This is a genomic window from Chryseobacterium sp. X308 (genome assembly GCF_020733145.1).
In the GTDB taxonomy this organism is placed as follows: domain Bacteria; phylum Bacteroidota; class Bacteroidia; order Flavobacteriales; family Weeksellaceae; genus Chryseobacterium; species Chryseobacterium cupriresistens.
The window spans coordinates 18,206-35,980 of sequence record NZ_JAJFZH010000001.1; the positions used below are offsets into that span (position 1 = coordinate 18,206).

Below are 17,775 nucleotides of genomic sequence, written 5' to 3' on the forward strand. Positions count from 1 at the left end.
TATTGCTTCTACAAAGTTATAAAATTCCTCTCGCTTTTATCTCCAGATATTTATTGATAACATCGATATTCAAATTTTCCGGAAGGGTATAAACGGTATAGATTCCATATTTACGGAGTTCCTGGATGATCAGTTTCTTTTCAAACTCAAATTTTTCTGCAATAATCTCGTCATAAATTTCCTGCATACTTTCAGGATTTTTGTTGATCAGCGTCTGCAGTTCAGAATTTTTAAAGAATACCACGACCAGCAAATGGTTTTTTGCAATTCCGCGAAGATATTTCAGCTGCCGGTTTAGTCCGTCTAACGTTTCAAAATTGGTAAAAAGCAGAATTAAACTTCTCTGGTTGATGGAATATTTTACATCCTGATACAATCTGTTGAAATCACTTTCGAAGAAATCTGTTTTGATATTATAAAGAGCTTCAGAGATTTTTTTCAGCTGTCCGGATTTATTATCAGCAGCAATTTTATTTTCAGCTTTTTTGGAAAAGGTCATCATTCCGGCTCTGTCTCCTTTTCTCAAAATAATATGAGACAGCGCCATGGTTGCATTTATGGAATAATCCAGTAAACTCAATCCGTTGAAAGGCATTTTCATGGTTCTTCCTTTATCAATCAGCATAAAAATACGCTGTGATTTCTCATCCTGAAACTGATTAACCATTAAACGATTCGTTTTCGAAGTTGCTTTCCAGTTGATCGTTCTGATATCATCTCCGGGCACATATTCTTTGATCTGCTCAAATTCCATGGTATGTCCCAGCTTTCTGACTTTCTTGATTCCGCCTAATAAAAATTCACTCTGAATGGCCATCAGCTCATATTTTCTGAGATGAATAAAGGATGGATAGGAAGGAAGCATCGCATCTTTCTGGAAAATAAATCTTTTTGAAATCAATCCTATTGGTGATGATGCGTACACATTCAAACCTCCGAAATGATATTCTCCCCTTTCTTTAGGTTCTAATGAATATTGAAAAAATGTATTTGCTCCGGAAGTGATCTGTTTTTTGATCAGAAAATCTCTTTTCTGAAACTGGAACGGGATTTCGTCAATGATTTTAGTGTTTACAGTAAAGCTGTAATTATTTTTAATGTCAATTTTCACGAAATTCTCATCTCCATTGGACAATTTTTCCGGCAGAATCCTTTGAACCTGCAATGCATTCTTCTGATTAAAAATCAACAGAAAATCCACCATTGCTGCCAAAAAACAAATCAGGAGTGCGATATGGGCAACCCACATCAGCACCGGAAAGAAAAATGCAAGGACATACAGAATCCCCACTCCGATGAGTGCAAAAAAGAAACGTGTATTGATGTATAAGTTTTTCATTGGTTAGGTGGCAGGTTGCAGATGATAGGTTACAGGTTATGAGATTAGGTGAACGCACAATAGGTCTCACAGTTGTATTATTGTAATGAGTTAATGAGTCCGTTCAACATTTGGATATTTCTATAATCTTTTCATTTAATTTTAAATGCTCATTTTCATTTAAAAATTTGAGATTTTTTGAAATAATTAATTGTGTTTCTACTTCTGCACAACTGCCTCTTGATATTTTTAAAAATTGTACGTAATCAGGTTTGCTTCTCCTGGAGTTTCCCTCTGCAATATTGGAGGGTATAGAAACACCAGCCCTTCTGATTTGTGAGGTCAAGCCATAAATCTCATCCTTAGGAAAAGCTTCTGTAGTTCTGTAGATTTCAGTAACAAAATCAATAGATTTCTGCCAGACTAAAAGTTCTTTAAAATTTGCGATACATAATAATTTTGTAAATCTTTAAACATTCACTCACAATCAACTGCTACCGGCTACCTACCATCTACTACCTATTGTTCTATCTCGGTATTTCTATTCCTTCTAAAATCTGACGGATAATTTCATCTGCGCTAAGACCTTCCATTTCTCTTTCCGGAGATACGATGACTCTGTGTCTTAATACGGCGTAGCTTGCTTCTTTAATATCTTCAGGAGTCACAAAATCTCTGCCTCTTAAAGCGGCAAATGACTTTGATGCCGTAAGAAGTGCCAATGAAGCTCGTGGTGAAGCTCCCAGATATAAGAATTGGTTTTCTCTGGTATTGATGATAATTTTAGCAATATATTCCATCAGCTGGCTTTCCACAATAATTTCTTTTACCAGATGCTGGTAGTTTTTCAATTGTTCAGCTGTGATCACGCGGTTGATTCCTTCTGTCTTATCTTCTTTTTTGCTTTCGTGCTGATTTTTAATGATCGCAATTTCCTGCTCAAGATCAGGATATCCTACATTGATTTTGAATAAAAAACGGTCCAGCTGCGCTTCCGGAAGCCTGTACGTTCCTTCATGTTCAATAGGGTTTTGTGTAGCGATCACCAGGAAAGGTTCCTCAAGAGTATATCGTGTACCGTCCATCGTGATCTGCCTTTCTTCCATGACTTCAAATAATGCAGACTGCGTTTTTGCCGGCGATCTGTTAATTTCATCAATCAGGATGAAATTGGAGAAGATAGGTCCTTTTTTAAATTCAAATTCTGAGTTTTTCACATTGAATACGGATGTTCCCAAAATATCGGAAGGCATAAGATCCGGTGTAAACTGAATTCTGCTGAAACCTACATCAATGGTTTTGGCTAATAGTTTTGCAGTGATTGTTTTTGCCACTCCCGGAACACCTTCAATCAAAACATGTCCGTTTGAAAGCAAAGCTGCCAAAAGATGTTCAATCATTTTCTCCTGCCCTACGATCACTTTTCCGATCTCAGATTTTACTTTTTCCAAACTTGCACGAAGTTCAATCATATCAATTCTCGACTGAAACTGCTCCTCCTGCTTATTAAGATTAATAGAGTTTGAATTTTCTATGTTGGGGTTATCCAGGTTTTCCATAATAAAATTTTTATTTATCATTCTAACAGTGTATTCCTTTGAAGGGTGACAGCATTGAGCAAATCTACATTGTTAGGTTATTTCTATTGTTATATTATTTAAGTATTTCATCAAGGAGCTTATTGATCCTTGTAAGGTCTTCTTTCATTACGCTGGCGTAAGGATCCTGGGCTTTTTTGATAAGTACCATAGCTTCATTGATCATTTCCATCGTTTTCCCGGTTTTCAACTGTAATTTTTTCGCGAATTCTTCATCTAAATTCCGGGTGTCTATCAACAGATCCATTCTTACCTTGTTCAGGAAATATTGAGCTTTCTTGGCCATCATATCATGGAAATCGCCTTCCTGAAGATACAGATTTCCAATGCTTTTCACAAAATCCAGGGAAGTATTTCTCAAAGGTTCTGTTACAGGTACTATTCTCTGCTTTCTTTTTGCATTAAAAAAGATAAAAAGAACCATCCCTCCTAAAAATACCCACCATGCATATTTTAGAGCCGGATTTGACAATATAAATCTCATAAAAAAGCGCGATTCATAGCTTTTGTTTGAGACAAACCAAAGGGTTTCCCTATCCTGAAGATATGAAAATACGTCCTGAGCATATTTTACATTTCCGGGTTTCAGAAGATAATAATTCGTCAGGAAAAGAGGTTCGGTATGAGCATAGATATATCCTTTACCAAACTTCACCTTAATAAAATTGGCCTGATCTGTATTCTTTTTCTCTACCGTTTTTCCCAGTACTTCCACTCCCGGTTTTATGAATGAGAATCCTCTGCCTGATGGAAATTTATCCAGCTTTATAAAATCATTCTGAAATTTTTTGTCGGTAAGCTTCAGAACATTTTCTTCTTCAAAGGAGATCTCTGAATCATAGTATCCGATACTGTCTGAAATTTCTTTAGGCATACGGGTTACCATCAGAAATGCATCTGAGCCTTCAGATATCTGAGTCAGAATTTTATGCCAGGACTCTCTGTCAAGATTATTTTCAATGACGACAATATTGTGAGCCTGTTTTTTGTGCTGGCTGTAATATTCGTAAGGAACCTGCTCAATCTTCTTCAGCTTATTTTTAAAAAGATTGTTGGCTTCTTTATTAAAAACAAACAACCCGAACGGAGATTTTTCGTTGATATCAAAATTCTTCCGCCAGTCTGTCGTTTCTTTTTTGTTAACTTCAAGCAATGCCAGAATAATCATCACAATGACGAAAATTACAGCATATGTTTTGAAAGTTTTATTCATGGTTATTATTGTTATGGTTTAAAGGCCTGATATTGATTTTTAAATTTCCGGTAGTTCTCTTCATCAATACTGAATTCTCCGTACCAGACATAATCAAAAATATAGGACAGATCAGAAAAGTCATTTTTCAGGTGGGCCGCTTTTAACTCTGCAGTATAATCTTTATTGGTTTTTTCCGGATTCCAGTTGATCAGTTTTTTATCACTCAGCTTTTTAAGAATAAACAGGAACTGATAACGGACTGCTGAACGGTAATCTCCTGCAAGTTCAAATTTCGCGATACTTTCAGGAAAATTAATTTCATGGATATTCTCATGAAGTTCCTGCACATTAAGATCCAGCTTTTTATTCTTTTTACCAAAAATAAAATTCCCGTCTTTTCCCATAATATATCTGATGATGAAATAAAGCAGAAATCCAACAAGAATAATGGCAAACAGCCTGATAAGAACCGTAGTGAGTTCCGCCGACTTCGTGAGTGCTGTATCCCCAAAGATCCCCTGTATGATCTGATTGATCTTCCGCATCAGCTTTTGAAAGAAAGATTCTCTCGGTTTTGAAACGGAATAATCAAACTCATTTCCTTTATATCTTGACGGAATATTCTCTTTAAACGTTTTCGGGTACACTTCATTCTCCGATACCGGATATTTCATCAGTACAGAATCTGCACGCAGCATATTTCTGTAATGCCCGGTTGTGTACAATGAATCTACCAGATCATCAGAAGCAGGAGGGTTATCCTGAGCATGAACCAGCCCGGGAGAAAAGAAAAGCAGTATGAAAAAAAGAGTTTTATTCATTGATTCCAATCGTGTCTATTTCGGCCAATTCAACTTTCTGGTGAAGATCTGTTCTGCTGTCATAATACATTAATCCCGCATTCACATACATAAGGTTGGAAAGAAAAAATGAAAGTAACATAGAAACTCCATAGAATACAAAAAAAAGGATTCCGGCAGTTCCGGTAAAAGGATTCTGTTCAAAATTTCCGTCCGGTGTAGTGGTAAGAAGTGATCCGTAAAAAAACATCATCGGCATAAACGTAAATATAGAGGTTGTAATGTACATGATAATAAACATCACAAATGCAGCTCCCCAATATTTCCAGTAGGGTGATTTTTCACTTCCATTGGGATAAGAAAACTGAGAACGCAAAGCATAGCTCAAGCTTCCCCAGAACCCTCGGTCCGAATTAAAATAATCATACATCAGAAATGTAGTAAAATTAAATATCGTGGGATACAGAAGCAGAATCAGAAAAAATCCGATAATGATAAGAACCAGGATATACGAAAAGCCCACTACAAATAAAATGGCTGGAGTAACGATAAAGATCATTCCCAGACATAGTTTTCCAATTCTTCCGGCATTGTTTTTAAAGTCGCCGAGAATTTCATCAGTCTTTATTTTTTCTGCACCCTGTGCAATTCTTTTTAAATAAAAAACAGGATACAGATAATTGACAATCATCAGGACCATGAAAAGCAGGAAAGTCAGTAATCCTACTGTGATCAGCATTCCGGAATTTTCTGAAAAATACTGTTCAAAATAATAGGTTTCACCTTCAAGATTAGATCCGAATATCTGTGAAAACAGTTCCTTATATCCAAAAATAACAACAGTTACCATTAAAATCAAAAGCAAGCCGTTGATCAGAATATAGTTTTTAAAATAATTCTTCCCGTATAATTTGAAAAAATTGAAACTATCACTGATAAAAGTTCCGAAGTCCCTTTTTTTATAAAATTGTATCATTGATGTGTTTATTAGTTTTTTTGTAAACAACAGACGGATATACAAAATAGTAGTATCCAATAATTGCCAGTGAGCCAAAAATGATGATAAGGTTCAATAGTAAAGGCATCTTCAATGCGTGTCTGGTGACATATCCTTCGATAATCCCTGCACAAATAGTGAAAGGAACCGTACTCAAAAATATTTTAAATGAATCTTTAAATCCTTTTTTAAATGAATTAAATCTTGAAAACGTTCTCGGAAATAAGATAGAAGCTCCCAGAATCAATCCGCACATTGCTTCCACAACCATGGCAAAAATTTCAAAGACTCCGTGAAGCCATATTCCTCTTGCACTGTCTTTCAATGCTCCATAATCATAGAAAAAATATTGAAAAGCACCCAGCATCACACTGTTGGAGAGCAGTGCAAACAATGTTCCCACTCCTCCGGCAATACCGTAAATATACAACTTTGCTCCAACCTGAATATTATTAAAAATGATCCCGATTGTACTTCCCCAGGTGCTTCCGCTCTGATAAATGCCTACCGCATTATTATTTTTAATATTTTCGATCGTTTCATTCACATACTCTTCGCCCAGTATAATATTCACAAAGTTCTTATCATAAATGGCGGAAAGCACTCCTATTGATGTAAATAAAATGAAAAAGAGGAAAGCATACATCAGATATCTCCGATACTGGTACATCAGCAGCGGAACTTCGGTTTTGAAAAAATAAACCAGCCTGTTCTCCTCTACCCTTTTTGTTTTATAAATCTTCTGAAAAATCTGGGCAGATAAATGGTTCAGATAAACGGTAGTATTGCTTTTGGGATAATAAGTCTGGGCAAAAGAAAGATCATTGATCAGGTTTATATACAATGAAGACAGGTCATCAGGATTTTTTTTAACTTTCCCTTGAATAACCTGTTCGATTCCCAACCATTTTTCTTTATTTTGTTTAATGAAATAAACTTCTCTCATAATTATTAAGGCTAAAATAATAAAAAATATGTCTCAAATTGCGATAAATACCTCACAAAATGTAAATATTAATTTTACTGTTGCAGGTGTAGGAGAAAGGATGCTTGCCTTCATTATTGATCTTCTGATCAGGATTGCTTATGTAGTTGCTATCCTGTATCTGTTCTTCAATATTCTTGATTTGGGATATCTTCTGAATGGTCTTGATGGCTGGTCGATACGTGCGGTATATCTTGTCCTTACTTTTCCTGTTTACGTTTATCCTCTTGTATTGGAAAGTTTGATGGAAGGCCAGACTCCCGGTAAAAGACTCATGAAAATAAAAGTGGTGAAAATTGACGGCTACCAGGCCAGTTTCGCAGATTATATGATCCGGTGGGTTTTCAGAATTGTAGATGTTTCATTTGCCGGAGTAGTAGGACTTATTTCTATGATTGTTTCTAAAAACAATCAGCGTTTGGGTGATATCGCTTCCGGAACAGCTGTTATTTCTTTAAAGAACAATATTAATATCTCCCATACCATTCTGGAGAATATCCATGAAAATTATATTCCCTCTTTCCCTCAGGTGATTGCTTTGAGTGATAATGATATGAGAATTATCAAAGACAATTATACCAAAGCATTGAAAGCAGATGACCGCCAGATCATCAGTAAACTATCCGATAAAATTAAAAGTATTCTGAAACTGGAAATAGATCCCACTAAAATGACGGAAAGACAGTTCATCGGTGTAATTATCAAAGATTATAATTATTATACGGGGAAAGATAATTAGGTAGGTATTAAACAATGAATGTTTACCATACTAATACTTAAATAATTATATTTCTTCGTCTATATAATTGGTGAGTACGAACAATAATTTTTTACCTTCTAATAAAGAATAATTAAATTCTCCCTTAGAATATATTTTGTACATAAAATGCTGCAGGAATAATTTCCCTGTTTTTTTGCCTATATAAAGAAGTCTTTGCTCGAGAATTTCATACTTTTTTTGTTTCGCAGACAAAAGAAGGTACAGCAATCCTTCAGTATATACTTCGTTTCCAAAGTCTTTGGATGTTTTGATTTTTGCCTCATACAAAAGAATAAAATGAATATGAAATTCAATTAATTGATCGTTTACATTTTTAAAGCTTATATACTCAGTACTATATCCCAGCTTTAGTAAAATTTTACAGCAAACGTTAAATTCATAAGAGGTAATATGAGTATCACGAATACAATTTTCAATGTAGCTTATGAGATAATTGAAGAGTAAATTTAGACATTCCGAATGAGCAAATTTCCTGTAATAATTTTCCCCCACGTTGCTATTCCTATATCTAATCAAAAAATAGTTAACTAACCCTAATACCTGATCAATATATGGTTCTTCATACCCAATGTAAGAAAGTGTTATTTTATAAATCTGATCATCCACATCTTCTAAAATTTCATCGCTGTTAATGTTCAAGTATTTTTTTTGATGCAAAAAAGCGATTAGCCAGCCGAATCCCGTAATCCCATTTTCAAAACTATAATCTTTACAAGAAAATATTTTTTCAGCAATAAAATCCATCAAAGCCATCCCTTTTTTATGACAAGCTTCATTTTTACTTAAGAATAGTCGGAGAGCTTCTCCTGATAAACCATTGAGCAAGCCAACATTCATTGTAAAAGGTAAATTTCTTTAGTAATTCTAAGAGGCCATGTATTATAGCTTTCTTTAATTTTTATAATAGTATCAGTATCCTGTAAAGAAAATTTTCCTTTATTCAGCTCTAAAATCATAACATCCAACGCTTTTCTAAAAGCTTCTGTAAAGAGCTGATCTACTATATAAACTTTAGTAAATTGTATTTCTGTATAACTTTCGTCTTTTAATAGAGTATCGATCTCTTTTACTAGACTTTCAGGAATTATTATAGAATTGAAGATTTCAATAATGTTCTGATTTTCTTTGGTAAAGAAATACTTATTAAAATATTTCTTTCCAATATCTTCCATAAAAGAAAATGTAATATTCCTTAATTCTAGTCTTTGAGCATCACGTTCCTCTCTGCTTTTTTTTATAAGTTCGATAATTGGGAAACTACAGTTTGTATCAGGAATAAAATGTAAATTTTCATCATACCATGGGGCATAATGTACATAATCTCTCTTATAAAAAAATTGTTTTTTATCTTCATGGTCACCAGCATAATGAAGAATTGGGTTGGTCTTCCAATATTCAATAGGATATGTGGGCCATGAAAAGTTCATTTCTTCATGTATCCGGACTTCTTTATTAAAAAACCATAGATTCCAGAGTACAGACCACATATCAGCATACCATGCATGGATTTCTTTTGGCAGATAATCCTGAAGATTTATTTTTTTCTGCTTTTCTTTTGTATTATACTGAGTAAGTAAATTAAAAATATTTTCAGAATCTTCCTCTACTTTATCCCAGAATTCAGAGGAGATATCGTGTAAAAGATATTGGGCTCCACCCGCATGATCATCATTTCTAAAGACTGTCTTTACCGTAATTCCTACCAACTCAGCCATTTTATACAGAAGATCAGTATCGGCTCTTGAGGTAATATATTGACAGTTCAGGTAAGAGCGTGTATCGGAAACATAATTCATAGCATTAGTATCAACAACTGGAATCCTGCTTAACAAAATATCAGAATCATGATAAAAAATATAATGATTTTCCAGAAATGGAAATTGTTTCCAATGCTTTTTCAGCAAATGAGGTCTTATGGAAGAAAGGTATTTCTTCCTTTTCCTCGTATCGGGGTAAAGAAAAAAAAGAGCAAAATCCTTATTATTATGAATGAACACCTTAAAATCAGACTTCAATCCTACTATTGGATGGTAACCAATCACAATATGAATTTTTTCTTTTAAAATTCCTAAGGAACGAAAGTTTCTCAGTTGTATTTCCAGCTGCCATATAAAGTAAGTGTCATCTGGTTGCGCCGAAAGGAATATCATTTTTTGTGTATTTAACGACCATCTAACTCCATCGGATTATATTAAGTTCCAACTGTTACTGTTTCTTCAAAATAAAATCTGATTGAATTATCTTATCTATAACTGAAAGAAAATTATTGTAATAAGTCAAGCTCTATAATATTATTGTCCTTTAACATCATCCTCTTGCGCTCAGATTCTAAATTTTTAATTATTTGTGAGGGAGTAACTATATTTCCGGATCTGTCAGTATAACTCACCATTTTCCCTTCATTAAATAACTGTTTTAAATCTTTTACAGGATCTTGTCTGTATTCTTTAAATAACTTCCCATATTTCCTTTGATTAATCTCTATTTCTTTTTTTGATTGATCAATATTAGGATAAACCGTATTGTTAGATAATGACCTCATGCCCTTCAATACAAAACAATGGCTTTTCGTCTCATCTTCAATTTTCAATATTAAACCAGGTAATCCATGAAACTTATAAGGTCCATCTTGGATTGGGATTTCTGTGGTAAACCAAGCTATCCATTTTCTTCCCGCAAAATCCAGGCTGGCCTTTTGGACATTAAAACCGCTTATTTTATCCTTCACTTTATGTATTTTCCAATTTTGCTGCCTTTCGTCTAAAACCTTATATTTTTCTATATAGAATTTCGTACAAAGAAAAGTTTTATAATCAGGGTAATTTTTGCATACACGCTCATTAATTTTTCCTTCAGGCATAGTCATTTTTCCCAGTTTTGCATCAGCAATCATAGTTGAATCATTCACATAAGCACTACTGCTATAATAGACAGACCCATTTGACCTAATATCCAGATACATGGTTTCAGATTTTATTTCTGAGTGTTTTGTAGAATCCGAAACAAATTGATAGTCATATATAAATCTCTTATTTTGAGCATTAATATTTTTAATGATAAGAAGAAAAAATAGAATATTTTTCATTATTTGTAATGTATAAAGGAAAGGAGGAAAATCAGGTCATTTACATTTTTCTTGTATCATATTTCCATGTTACTATTGACTGGTTAGCTTACTTCAACATATGCTCGTAAAGTATTTAACCATTGTCTGATTTTACATACAATTTTGTGTTACTAGTGATTTCATCTGCAACCATTTATTTTATCCAATTGATTTCAATTATATTATTATCATGAAGAATTTTTTCTTCCCGTAGCTTTTGAACCATTATAATATGCTCACGTCTTTTTTCAGCAGATTCATAATAAATCATTCCATTCATTGCTTTTTGTCTAAATTCTCTCGCAGGATCTTTTCGGTACGTCCTGTAGAAAGCTATAAATTTGTCTTTGCTAAGTCTTTTTATATTTTTATTACTTTGGACATTGTCTTCATACAATGAATCTTGATTAATTTTTTTCACCCCTTTTAATTGAAAAATATGGTACCTTTGAGCATCCTCTATTTTTACGATTAAGCCAGGTAACCCCTGAAATTTATAAGGTCCATCATTAAATGGAAAATAGTTGGTAAACCAAGCATACCAAAATCTTCCTCCAAAAGCCACAGTGGCTTTTTGACAATCATATCCATTAATAAGTTGTTTATCTGTAAGGATTTTCCAATCCAATTTGACATTCTCATCAACAAGAAATTTTAAGATCGTCGAAAGATCATCAATAACCATAGTTGTTTTTGAGTCTGCATAATTTTTTTTGATTATATAGTATGTGCTGATAGTTTTATCCGGCATTGTAATCACTCCTTTTTTAGCATCAGCTTTCATTGTTGAATCTGAAATAAATCTTTTCCCATTATAGAAAATGGATTTTTTATTGGGTAACACATCTAAAAACATAACTTCTTTAATGATACTATCTTTCTGAAGAGTATCAGGAACTGATCTATATTCGTACATAAAACGAATATATTGTGCTTTTATAGATGAACATACATAAAACATAATCAGAATAAATAAAATTTGTTTTTTTTTCATCATTAAAAACTAAGTTATAAGATTACATAAAAAGCCACCATTATAGCTATTATAAATGGTGGCAATAATCTAACATTTCACAACATATGAGCCAGTACTACAAACAGGATTACTGTCGATATATACACATTCACTGCATCTATCACTATTATTTGAACAGCATTTATAATTACCGCCGCCGCCAGGGGATGTCGGAGTATTACCTCCAAAAACGTTTTTCAATTCTGTTCTGGATAATGGTTTTGCATCATGCAGATGTACCTTTTGTAATTTAATTTTTCTCATAATAATTTTTTTTTAAATTGTTTTGTGTGTTTTTACCATTCCAAATATATCAAACAAGAATGAAATAAATCCATGATTTTTATGTGAATTTTATGTGATTTTACCACATAAATACTAATTATAATTATTAAATAATATTTTTTCTGTAATAAAAAAATACTCATGAACTAAAAAAAGATATAGGTATGACTGTTTTATATTTATCTAATCCGTAAAATACTATATTTGTATCAACATAAAAACACAAGTATGATCAAAAATAAACTTATCAAAGCCCGAAAGGACAAAGAATACACGCAGGAAAGCATGGCCAAAATACTGCATATGACGCAATCGCAATACCATAGAAGAGAAAAGGGAGAAATTAAAATCTCAAACGAAGAATGGGAGCGCATTGCAGAGGCACTGAACACTTCTGTAGAAGATATAAAAGAGGATGATGCAGCTAATATTCATCAGGTAAATAATTATGACAATATTTCTGGTAATTATTCCGCTAGCAACAATTACTTTTATAACATTCCTGAATTTCTTTTTCAAAACCAGCAGGAATATATTAACCTTCTAAAAAAAGAGATTCAGGAACTTACAAAGCGTATAAAAATATTGGAAAAACAATAATAACAAATTTTTTACTGCAATGAAATTTGAAAACAATAAATCCGGGAACGGCGGAGTTATCATTTTAAATAACGAAATAAAAGAAGTCGGAAGGCTTACCTACACTATTTTCCCTGAAGATCATAAATTTATTATTTCTTTTGTATTGGTACATCCCGAATTTGAAGGCAGAGGAATGGGAAAATTTTTAGTGGAAGAAGCCATCAGATTTGCCAGAGAAAACAATTGGAAAGTATATCCGCATTGTTCTTATGCAAGGTCTGTGATGATGAGAATGAGTGATGTGGACGATATCTTTTTAAAGAATTAAAACCTCGTTTACCAGGATATCCTCAATATCATCCGGATAATCTACTCTGAGATGATGATCTGATGCTACCCATTCCATTATTTCCTGAAGATTTAACACCTTGGAATTGGGAATTCCCATTTTATCCAGAGCACATGCATTGCATTCCTGCTCATATTGATTGTGGATAGGAATCACAAATAGTTTCTTATCCATAAACAGTGCTTCTGCCGGGGTTTCAAAACCTGCATTGCACAAAATTCCGTCACAGCCTTCAAAATATTTCAGGTACTGGTTTTCATCAATGGGAAATACTTCTACATTTTTTATTTTCACCTGTACTTTGCTGTATTTTGAAAAAACTTTCCACTCCACAGGAATTTTTCTTAAAACCTTGATGATATTCTCATCTGCAAAACTAGGCAGGTAAACAAGATAATATCCCTGTTTGTAAGGATTAAGGTTTCTGATCTTTCTCCTGATCACCGGTTTTTTGATCTGTGGATGATAATTTTCAAAATGAAATCCTATTTTTCTTTCGCTGGGAACATAATATTTCAGGATCATTTCTCCCAGAAAATCGTTTTCCTTTGGTTTGGGTGTTTCAGGAAAACTCATAGAAGCCTGATGGCTGAGTTCTATCAACGGAAGCTTTTTCAGTTTGGAAGCCCAGCCTGTCAGAGGTTCATAATCATTAATAATTAAATCATACTGTGACAGCTCTAGTTCTCTGATTGTTTTAGCGGCTTCAAAGAATTTATTTTCGGTAAATGTTTTTCGGTAAGATAAACCTCCTGTTTTATTATAAAGAAGGGAAATGCCTCTGTATTGAAAGTTAATAGCAAAATCAGCCTTCAATTGCGACTGATGGCCACTGATCAAGGTATCCACAGACGCATGCTTTTTGAGAAGAGGAATAATTTCCTGTGCCCTGGCAATATGTCCGTTTCCGGTACCCTGGAATGCATACAGAATCTTCATTTAAGAAAAATTAGTTACAATTTTTAAAAGAGCAGAATTATCCATCTCCGGGATTTCTTCTGCTTCATCATCTTTCAGTAAATGTTTATGCTCATCATAATAAAAAATACTCCATTGTTTATTATGATATTCCAAAGCAGAAAGATTTTCTATCCAGTCACCGGAATTCAGATAAGTGCAGGATCCTTTTTTATTAACAACCTCACGAATCTGCGGCTGGTGAATATGCCCGCATACCACATAATCATATTGATTGTCAATAGCCAGCTCAGAAGCTGTCAATTCAAAATCCCCGATATATTTTACCGCTTTTTTCACATTGTTTTTGATCTTTTTGGAAAATGAGTATTTCTCTTTACCCATTTTTTCCAGGAACCAATTTACAACATTATTGATAATAATAAGGAGATCATAACCTTTTCCGCCGAGTTTGGCGATCCATTTGGAATGCTGGACGGATGCATCGAAAACATCACCGTGAAAAATCCAGGTTTTTTTCTGATCGATATTCAGACAGATCTTGTTACAGACTTTAAGTTTTCCCAGTTCAAAATCTGTGAACTTACGGAACATTTCATCATGATTGCCTGTAATGTAATAGACATCTGTGTTTTTGGTAGCCAGTGAAAGTATCTTTCTGATTACCTTCAAATGAGGTTTAGGGAAGTAAGACTTTTTAAACTGCCAGATATCGATAATATCACCGTTTAAAACTAAAGTTTTAGGCTGGATGGAATTGAGATACCTTAGCAATTCTTTAGCCTTACATCCATAAGTTCCCAAATGAACATCCGATATAACAACCAATTCAACGTTTCTTTTCATAGTTTTGTACAAAGAAACTAATTGAAAATTAACTGTATATGAATGCTATATTATTTTTTATAAAGAGTTCATCAGCTCTTCTGTGATTTCCATGTTGTGGTAAACGTTTTGCACGTCATCATCTTCTTCGAAACGCTCAAGCATTTTCATATTCGCTTTGAACTGTTCTGCGTTCACTTCTTTCGTATTATTTGGAATTCTCTGAAGTTCTGCACTTTTTGCTTCAATTCCAAGCGCATCCAATTTGTGAGATAAAGAACCGAAATCTTCAAAAGCAGTGGTAATCATTACTTCTTCTTCATCTTTTTCTACATCTTCTGCTCCTCCGTCAATCATTTCCATTTCAAAATCATCCCAATCCATTTTGATCTGAGCTAAATCTATGGTGAAAATTCCTTTTCTGTCGAAGATAAATGCCAATTCACCATTTTTACCAAGGTTACCGTCAAACTTATTGAAGATAGCTCTTACATTGGCTACCGTTCTTGTAGTATTGTTTGTAGTACATTCTACAAAAAAAGCAACACCACCTTGTCCGTAACCTTCATAAGTGATTTCTTCATAGTTTTCTGCATCCGCACCGCTTGCCTTTTTAATTGCTCTTTCAACATTATCCTTAGGCATGTTAGCCCCTTTTGCGTTTTGGATACATCTTCTCAAGGCAGGATTAGATTCAGGATCTGCTCCTCCAGCTTTTACTGCCAGTGCGATATCTTTTCCTATTTTAGAGAATGTTTTGGCCATCTTGTCCCATCTGGCCATTTTAGAAGCTTTTCTATATTCAAATGCTCTTCCCATTTTAATTTTTAAATTTCCAACAAAATTACTCAAAAGTCCACAAAAAAAAAATACCTCCAATCAAATTGGAGGTATTCATTATTTAGAAAAATTAATTATTTTTTCTTTTTAGCAGCAGCTTTTTTCTTAGCTGGAGCTTTTTTAGCTTTCTTCACTACAGTCTTCTTCTCTACAACTTCTAGATCAGATTTCTTAAGTGCATCCCAAGCAGCACCGTTTACAGCTTCAACAACTACTTTTCTGTCAACCATTCTTTCTGCATCAGAAGCTTTTTCAGAAACAGTAGCGTCTCTTTCTCCAACTCCTACAGATTTTAACTGGTTAGCATTAACTCCTCTAGATTCTAGAGCACCTACTACTGAAGCAGCTCTTTGTCTAGAAAGTTTCAAGTTGTAAGCATCAGCACCTTTCTTATCTGTGTGACCAGTTACTAAGAATGTACCATCGTTAGATTGCTTAATGATTGTAGCCGCTTGATCTAATTTAGCACTAGATTCAGGTCTGATAGTAGCTTTATTGAAATCAAATAAGATATCTTTAAGAGCTCCTGTAGCTTCTTTAGCGATTACATCTTTTGGTTTAGGACATCCGTTGTATTCTGGAAGACCTGGAACAGTAGGACAAGCATCATCTTTATCTAAGATACCGTCACCGTCTGTATCTGGCCAAGGACAACCGTTGTTTTCAGCAGGACCTGCTACTGTAGGACAAGCGTCATCTTTGTCGATTACACCATCACCGTCAGTATCTGGCCAAGGGCATCCGTTGTTTTCAACCGGACCAGCCACTTCTGGACATTGATCGTCTTTATCTGGAACTCCGTCACCGTCAGTATCAGGACATCCTTGGAATTCTGGTAAACCTGGAGTATCTGGACAAAGGTCATCTTTATCTAGGATACCATCCTTATCTCTGTCTCTGTTTCCGAATCTGAATAAGATGGAAGCAGAAGCTTGCCAGAAGTTAGCAACAGTAGATTTGTCACCTGGAGTTGATACATAATCTCCCTGAACACCAAGACCGAAGTTCTTAGTTACCCAGAAGTTAGCACCAGCACCTGTAGCTACAGTAAAGTGGTTAGCTTTACCGTTTTCGTTACCATCCTTACCATTTGTTACAGTTTCGATTGGGTTACCGTTATCATCAACAGATGTTCTAGGGAAAGTAAGAGCTGTATAGTCATGTCTTAAGTAGTTAGCACCAACTCTTAAATATGGATCAAACCAAGATTCTTCGTTCCATAAAAGACCTGCAGCGTGAGCCTGGAAACCAAGACCTGTCATTAGGAAAAATTCTTTCCCCATGTTGAATCTTTTGTTTTCAACATTTCCAACAGAAGTTTGCCAGTCAATTACTAAACCTTTACCAACGTTTCTAGCAACTGTTAACTTAGATAGTGGAGGTGTAATAGAAAAGTTGTTCACATTGAACATACTTTTTGTCAAATTGTTAGCAGAGAACGTATTACTGAAGTTACTTCTTGCTGCTACGTGGTTTTCAGCATGAGCACCAACTCCGATTAACCACGGATTGTTGGTAGTCTGTGCGAAAACAGTAGAGGCAACAGTAAGCGCCAATGCTGAAATTCCTAATTTTAGATTTTTCATAGAATTAAATGATTAAATAATTGATAATGCAAAATAAATATAATTTTTCTTTATATACAAAGTTTTTCAAATGATTTTTAACTTTTCTTTAATATTCTGTCGAGGTTCCGTTTATTTTCTCTATCTTTTATCGCCTCTCTTTTATCGAAAAGTTTTTTCCCTCTACCAAGCGCTATCAGCACCTTTGCTTTCCCTCGGTCGGTGATATATAATTTTAAAGGTATTATGGTGTTCCCGGCATCCTTTAACTTTTTTTCAAGTTTTTGTAATTCTTTTTTGTGCAAGAGCAATTTCCGTTCCCTTTTTGTTTTGTGGTTGTAAAAAGTTCCCAATTTGTACTCATCAATCATCATGTTGATGATGTACAATTCCCCATCAATAAACTGACAGAACGATTCTGTGATCGATGCTTTGGATGAACGTAAAGATTTTATTTCGGTACCCGTTAAAACCATTCCGGCTTCATATTCTTCAAGAATTTCGTATTCAAAACGGGCTCTTTTGTTTAATATGTTAACTGTTTTCTCAATCTTCATCATTTTAAAATTTCGTTAATGAAATATATAAAAAATACCGTACATTTAAAAACTTGACT

General features: G+C 34.1%; 19 protein-coding genes. 3 read left to right on the plus strand and 16 right to left on the minus strand.

Annotation, left to right across the window (positions count from 1 at the left end; all coding sequences use genetic code 11):
• Window positions 1–16 precede the first annotated feature (16 nt).
• The 7 genes from LIV57_RS00075 to LIV57_RS00105 form a co-directional block, all read right to left on the minus strand.
• Entirely contained in the window at window positions 17–1,339 is a 1,323-nt protein-coding gene (locus LIV57_RS00075) for a DUF58 domain-containing protein (protein ID WP_227940842.1), read from the minus strand.
• A gap of 103 nt (window positions 1,340–1,442) precedes the next feature.
• On the minus strand, window positions 1,443–1,766 hold the full coding sequence (locus tag LIV57_RS00080) for a four helix bundle protein (RefSeq protein WP_227941367.1): 324 nt from the start codon (window positions 1,764–1,766) through the stop codon (window positions 1,443–1,445).
• 79 nt (window positions 1,767–1,845) lie between these two features.
• The gene (locus tag LIV57_RS00085) at window positions 1,846–2,877 is read right to left on the minus strand and encodes an AAA family ATPase (RefSeq protein WP_227940843.1); all 1,032 of its coding nucleotides are present in this window, start codon (window positions 2,875–2,877) and stop codon (window positions 1,846–1,848) included.
• A gap of 94 nt (window positions 2,878–2,971) precedes the next feature.
• Window positions 2,972–4,129, minus strand: a complete 1,158-nt coding sequence (locus tag LIV57_RS00090; protein WP_227940845.1) for a hypothetical protein — start codon at window positions 4,127–4,129, stop codon at window positions 2,972–2,974.
• An 11-nt stretch (window positions 4,130–4,140) separates the two neighbouring features.
• Window positions 4,141–4,932, minus strand: a complete 792-nt coding sequence (locus LIV57_RS00095; RefSeq protein WP_227940847.1) for a DUF4129 domain-containing protein — start codon at window positions 4,930–4,932, stop codon at window positions 4,141–4,143.
• The gene (locus LIV57_RS00100) at window positions 4,925–5,887 is read right to left on the minus strand and encodes a DUF4013 domain-containing protein (RefSeq protein WP_227940849.1); all 963 of its coding nucleotides are present in this window, start codon (window positions 5,885–5,887) and stop codon (window positions 4,925–4,927) included. Before LIV57_RS00100 ends, LIV57_RS00095 begins: the two co-directional genes overlap by 8 nt.
• Window positions 5,871–6,854, minus strand: a complete 984-nt coding sequence (locus LIV57_RS00105) for a stage II sporulation protein M (protein WP_227940851.1) — start codon at window positions 6,852–6,854, stop codon at window positions 5,871–5,873. The genes LIV57_RS00100 and LIV57_RS00105 overlap by 17 nt, the downstream gene beginning before the upstream one ends.
• 28 nt (window positions 6,855–6,882) lie before the next feature.
• Between LIV57_RS00105 and LIV57_RS00110 the strand changes: the two genes are divergently transcribed.
• Window positions 6,883–7,632: an RDD family protein gene (locus LIV57_RS00110; protein ID WP_227940853.1), complete on the plus strand. Its 750-nt coding sequence runs from the start codon at window positions 6,883–6,885 to the stop codon at window positions 7,630–7,632.
• Between the two features lie 45 nt (window positions 7,633–7,677).
• On the opposite strand, the gene LIV57_RS00115 is transcribed toward LIV57_RS00110, so the two are convergent.
• The 4 genes from LIV57_RS00115 to LIV57_RS00130 form a co-directional block, all read right to left on the minus strand.
• Window positions 7,678–8,511 carry a hypothetical protein gene (locus LIV57_RS00115; protein WP_227940855.1) on the minus strand — a complete coding sequence of 278 codons (834 nt, stop codon included), beginning with the start codon at window positions 8,509–8,511 and terminating at the stop codon, window positions 7,678–7,680.
• Window positions 8,508–9,824 (minus strand): hypothetical protein, encoded by a 1,317-nt coding sequence (locus LIV57_RS00120; protein ID WP_227940857.1) that lies wholly within the window; start codon window positions 9,822–9,824, stop codon window positions 8,508–8,510. The genes LIV57_RS00115 and LIV57_RS00120 overlap by 4 nt, the downstream gene beginning before the upstream one ends.
• A 113-nt stretch (window positions 9,825–9,937) precedes the next feature.
• Window positions 9,938–10,759, minus strand: coding sequence for a GLPGLI family protein (locus tag LIV57_RS00125; RefSeq protein ID WP_227940859.1), 822 nt, complete (start codon window positions 10,757–10,759; stop codon window positions 9,938–9,940).
• Window positions 10,760–10,934: 175 nt separating this feature from the next.
• Window positions 10,935–11,777 (minus strand): GLPGLI family protein, encoded by an 843-nt coding sequence (locus LIV57_RS00130; protein ID WP_227940862.1) that lies wholly within the window; start codon window positions 11,775–11,777, stop codon window positions 10,935–10,937.
• 531 nt (window positions 11,778–12,308) lie between these two features.
• Between LIV57_RS00130 and LIV57_RS00135 the strand changes: the two genes are divergently transcribed.
• Both LIV57_RS00135 and LIV57_RS00140 read left to right on the plus strand, forming a co-directional pair.
• The gene (locus tag LIV57_RS00135) at window positions 12,309–12,680 is read left to right on the plus strand and encodes a helix-turn-helix transcriptional regulator (protein ID WP_227940864.1); all 372 of its coding nucleotides are present in this window, start codon (window positions 12,309–12,311) and stop codon (window positions 12,678–12,680) included.
• Between the two features lie 19 nt (window positions 12,681–12,699).
• A complete protein-coding gene (locus LIV57_RS00140; protein WP_227940866.1) occupies window positions 12,700–12,990 on the plus strand; it encodes a GNAT family N-acetyltransferase in 291 nt (96 codons plus the stop codon).
• Here LIV57_RS00140 and LIV57_RS00145 read toward each other — a convergent pair.
• The 5 genes from LIV57_RS00145 to smpB form a co-directional block, all read right to left on the minus strand.
• Window positions 12,979–13,950, minus strand: coding sequence for a glycosyltransferase family protein (locus LIV57_RS00145; RefSeq protein WP_227940868.1), 972 nt, complete (start codon window positions 13,948–13,950; stop codon window positions 12,979–12,981). The two genes, LIV57_RS00140 and LIV57_RS00145, sit on opposite strands and share 12 nt — an antisense overlap.
• Complete coding sequence (locus tag LIV57_RS00150) at window positions 13,951–14,775, minus strand: UDP-2,3-diacylglucosamine diphosphatase (protein WP_227940870.1); 825 nt, start codon at window positions 14,773–14,775, stop codon at window positions 13,951–13,953.
• A gap of 57 nt (window positions 14,776–14,832) precedes the next feature.
• The gene (locus LIV57_RS00155) at window positions 14,833–15,573 is read right to left on the minus strand and encodes a YebC/PmpR family DNA-binding transcriptional regulator (RefSeq protein ID WP_227940872.1); all 741 of its coding nucleotides are present in this window, start codon (window positions 15,571–15,573) and stop codon (window positions 14,833–14,835) included.
• Between the two features lie 95 nt (window positions 15,574–15,668).
• Window positions 15,669–17,180 (minus strand): OmpA family protein, encoded by a 1,512-nt coding sequence (locus LIV57_RS00160; RefSeq protein ID WP_227940874.1) that lies wholly within the window; start codon window positions 17,178–17,180, stop codon window positions 15,669–15,671.
• Window positions 17,181–17,257: 77 nt separating this feature from the next.
• Window positions 17,258–17,716, minus strand: a complete 459-nt coding sequence (gene smpB, locus LIV57_RS00165) for an SsrA-binding protein SmpB (RefSeq protein WP_047427948.1) — start codon at window positions 17,714–17,716, stop codon at window positions 17,258–17,260.
• Window positions 17,717–17,775: the final 59 nt, after the last annotated feature.